The following is a 3,925-nucleotide window of genomic DNA, read 5'->3' as shown; positions in this document are numbered from 1 at the left end:
CTTCTAGGTTCTGTGTGATAAGTGTAACTTACATAGGATCGATCAATCTTTGTGTCCTTTGTGTCTTTGTGGTTCGTTCCACCCCCTGGCTAGGAGGAATGTATCTTAGAATACATTTTGCCCACCAAACCGAAGAGAGCCGGTAGAGCCGCCTTTTTTAACTTTTTTATTGATCTCATTAAGCATTTCTACTTATTGCAAAGGTGAGATGCTCCCATGACCAAAGAGCTACTCATACAAATCAATCGAGAAGGAAACCTCGAACTTCCTCCTGAAGTTCAAACCCGCCTCAACCCAGGAGATAAATACATGATTTCCCTGACGGAAGACTCCATCATTCTCAAAAAAGTTCATCAAGATAAAGTCAATCTAGAGCAATTCTTTGAGCGACTAGAAGCAATGGAACCAGACCCCAATCAACCGACTCTGGCTGAGATTAGCCAGATAATTAAAGAAGCTCGCCAAATTAGACGCGCCAACTCATGAAAGTTGTTCTAGATGTCAATGTTTGGATTTCAGGATTGTTGTGGGGAGAAGTTCCGGGTAAAATCCTTAAATTAGCTAAAAATCAAAAAATTACAATCTTTGCCTCCCAAAAGATCTTAGCTGATATAGAAGATACATTAGAACGACCCAAACTCCAATCTCGAAAACAATATTGTGGATATACAACTGCATACCTGATGACTATCGTTCAAGAACTTATACAACCTTGTGTTGACAGACTATTAGAAGTTCCTCAACTTAGAGATGCAGATGATGCTGTTATTTTAGCGAGCGCTATAGTTATTCAAGCAGAAGTTATTATTACAGGAGATTTAGATTTACTAACATTACATGACTTTGAAAATATCCCCATCATTACTCCCCAAGAATTTCTTAGTTGCTACTTTAATGAGTAGAGAAGAGGAGTAAGGTAATTAATTGACGATTTAAACTAGGAGAAAAGATAAGTTTAACCGACAATAATTGCTATGATTACTGTAGGATTTAAAAAATAGCGATCGCTATTGCAATCCTCTTATTTTTTTGTTGGGTTTCCTCACGTCAGCCCAACCTACAAAAGAGTCTTTTTTTTTGGGTTGAGCGAATCAATAGGTTAAAGAAAACCTCTCAATTTTAGGGGAGAGCGAAACCTAACAGCCAACACCTCAATCCGTCTAAATTGGCGATCGCTTCTCATGACTTTTTGTGGGGTTTCCTTGGGTCAATCCAAGCGTACTATAGTTGGGTTTCCCCACGTCAACCCAAACTACGGCTTTTTGGGCAAAAAAAGCCCTGACAACTGAGGCAAATTAATTCGGCATCGCTAATCGTCGGGGATTTGCGTACCATATTGCATCGAAAAAAACAAGTATTTTTCACTAAATGATAACAAAGCGCTCCCGATTGCGGCGCTTTTTCCGTTTGTATCCGAAACAAAAAAAATTGCTCGCCCTATTCTGCATATTCCCAAAAAAGCAGCCTATGAATTAAGTAGGGGTTGCTGAATCAATCTAAAAACCTTGTTGGATTAATATTTTTAGGCTTTTTTGAAATCAAAAACTGCCAACCCTTGGAGTGATCTACACCCCGAAGCCTGCCCCCGGAAAAAACTTTTTCAGCAAACCCTACAATTTAAAATCATCCCCACCGAGGAACTAGCCATGAAATCCTTTGCCCTTCTTACCACCGTCAGCCTAATCAGCCTTTCCACCCTTGCGACTGTTCGCCCCGCCATGGCGCTAGAGAGCCGACAACCAGCCGAAACCCGGATCGCTCAAGGGAACAATCAAGACGCGATCGGCCACTATAACCGGGGAGTTGACTACATCCAACAGGAAAAATACGATCTCGCCCTCGCTGAATTCACCAAAGCGATCGAACTCGATCCTAACTATACCGAGGCTTACAACAATCGCGGGTTTCTTTACGCCGGACAGGGGAAACCCGACCTCGCCCTGTCCGATTTCAATCAGGCGATTAACATTAATCCCCGATTGGCCGAGGCTTACTACAATCGCGGGCTTCTTTACAAAGAACAGGGGAAACCCGACCTCGCCCTGTCCGATTTCAATCAGGCGATCAACATTAATCCCCGATTGGCCGAGGCTTATCTGACTCGGGGGGTTCTTTACGCCGGACAGGAGAAACCAGACCTCGCCCTGTCCGATTTCAATCAGGCGATCAATATTAATCCCCGATTGGCCATGGCTTACCACAATCGGGGGCTTCTTTACGCCATACAGGGGAAACTAGACCTCGCCCTGTCCGATTTCAATCAGGCGATCAACATTAATCCCCGATACGTCGGAGCTTACTACAATCGGGGGCTTCTTTACTACAAACAGGGGAAACCCGACCTCGCCCTATCCGATTACAATCAGGCGATCAACATTAATCCCAGATACGCCGAGGCTTACCTCAATCGGGGGGTTATTTACGCCAGACAGGAGAAACCCGACCTCGCCCTGTTCGATTACAATCAGGCGATCAACATTAATCCCCGATTGGACCTGGCTTACAGCAATCGCGGGCTTCTTTACGACATACAGGGGAAACCAGACCTCGCCCTGTCCGATTACAACAAAGCGATCGAGCTTAATCCCCGAGACGCCGATGCTTACAACAATCGGGGGGTTATTTACGCCAGACAGGGGAAACCAGACCTCGCCCTGTCCGATTTCAATCAGGCGATCAACATTAATCCCAGATACGCCGAGGCTTACGCCAATCGGGGGGTTCTTTATTATTCTCGACAAGAAAGGGAAAAAGCGATCGGAGATTTCCGACAAGCCGCCGAACTGTTCCGCCAGCAAGGAAACGCGGCGGCCTATGAAAAGGTTCTGGAACTGCTACGGCAATTAGGCGCGGTCTAGTCCTTTTTCTTGGGTTGAGCGAATCAATGGGTTAAAGAAAACCTCTCAATTTTAGGGGAAAGGGAAACCCAACACGCAAAACCTAAATCCGTCGGAATCGGCGATCGCTTCTCATGGCTTTTTGTGGGGTTTCCTTGGGTCAATTCAACCGACGGTAATTGCTATGATTACTATAGGATTTGAAAAGGGTGCGCGTTCGGCCTTAATTGGAGTCTTAGGACAGGATGACCAAGCACCAATTTTATCTAGTCCCGTGGGAGCATTATCTTTTATCGGCGAAAATAGCCTTTTAGTCGCCGCTAGTCGCGATTTAAATCGGTTTTGGACTCAGGTAGAGGAGGGGTTAGAAGCAGATAGTCCCCTACAGGAATTAATAACACAGGTCTTAAACCGCTTCCAGTCGCCTTTAGGTTTAAATTTGCCTGAAGACGTTTTTAGCTGGGTTAGAGGCGAATATAAGTAGGTAGGCGTTAAAAGTTGTCAGATCCCCCCTTATCAAGGGGGGTAGGGGGGATCCCCCCGCCTACCGACACCCCCCTTATCAAGGTAGGGCTGTTTCATTTAAATTAAGTACAGCTGATTTTGAGTCAATAAATTTGACTGAAGATTCTCAAGTTTATCTTTTTCTAACCAAAAGAGTTAGTCACAATAATTAATCTTTAATCCTCTGCCAATATTTATTATGAATAAAGTGATAAAGCTTGTTCTCAAGCCACTAAAAGTCCATCTCTCTTGAAATTGTCTGAGAGTACATCCTGTTAATTTAGCTAATTTTTCTGCTTCTTACGTCGATAAAACTATCAGTTTTTCCCAACGTTCAGCTAACCACCTCTGTCCCTCCGTTATTGAGAGAAAACCCAAACCTCTGAAAAGATTCAATCCTATAGTTGTGAGAATTGACCAATTGCTTGCTGCTTGAAAATCACTTATAGCACTTCTTGGAGCTATAAGGTACAATGAAAAGCAAATAGACAAATAATAGAAATCGCCAGCTTCCTATGAGACCCTATTCCGTAGATTTTCGCCAAAAAATTATCGATGTCTGGAAGAAAGAAAAAATTTCTATT

The 3,925-nt window shown here is 43.7% G+C and carries 3 protein-coding genes and 2 pseudogenes; 4 read left to right on the top strand and 1 reads right to left on the bottom strand.

Going from position 1 to position 3,925, the window contains the following annotated elements; genetic code table 11:
• The first annotated feature begins 216 nt into the window (after positions 1-216).
• From IM485_RS10220 to IM485_RS10205, 4 genes and pseudogenes are all read left to right on the top strand, one after another.
• A complete protein-coding gene (locus IM485_RS10220; RefSeq protein ID WP_104398415.1) occupies positions 217-486 on the top strand; it encodes a hypothetical protein in 270 nt (89 codons plus the stop codon).
• Positions 483-902, top strand: a complete 420-nt coding sequence (locus IM485_RS10215; protein ID WP_104398416.1) for a putative toxin-antitoxin system toxin component, PIN family — start codon at positions 483-485, stop codon at positions 900-902. The genes IM485_RS10220 and IM485_RS10215 overlap by 4 nt, the downstream gene beginning before the upstream one ends.
• Positions 903-1,532: 630 nt before the next feature.
• A complete protein-coding gene (locus IM485_RS10210; protein WP_287742871.1) occupies positions 1,533-2,858 on the top strand; it encodes a tetratricopeptide repeat protein in 1,326 nt (441 codons plus the stop codon).
• A gap of 190 nt (positions 2,859-3,048) precedes the next feature.
• Positions 3,049-3,315 (top strand): annotated as a pseudogene (locus tag IM485_RS10205) (DUF3352 domain-containing protein); the annotation flags it as partial.
• Between the two features lie 326 nt (positions 3,316-3,641).
• On the opposite strand, the pseudogene IM485_RS10200 reads toward IM485_RS10205, so the two are convergent.
• Positions 3,642-3,797, bottom strand: a pseudogene (locus IM485_RS10200) (ISAs1 family transposase); the annotation flags it as partial.
• Positions 3,798-3,925 lie beyond the last annotated feature (128 nt).

Origin of the sequence: Microcystis sp. M169S2, from assembly GCF_020245865.1 — a bacterium.
Lineage (GTDB): Bacteria > Cyanobacteriota > Cyanobacteriia > Cyanobacteriales > Microcystaceae > Microcystis > Microcystis ichthyoblabe_A.
The sequence above is the reverse complement of the archived record's forward strand: the minus strand, read 5'-3'. Positions and strand labels throughout refer to the sequence as shown.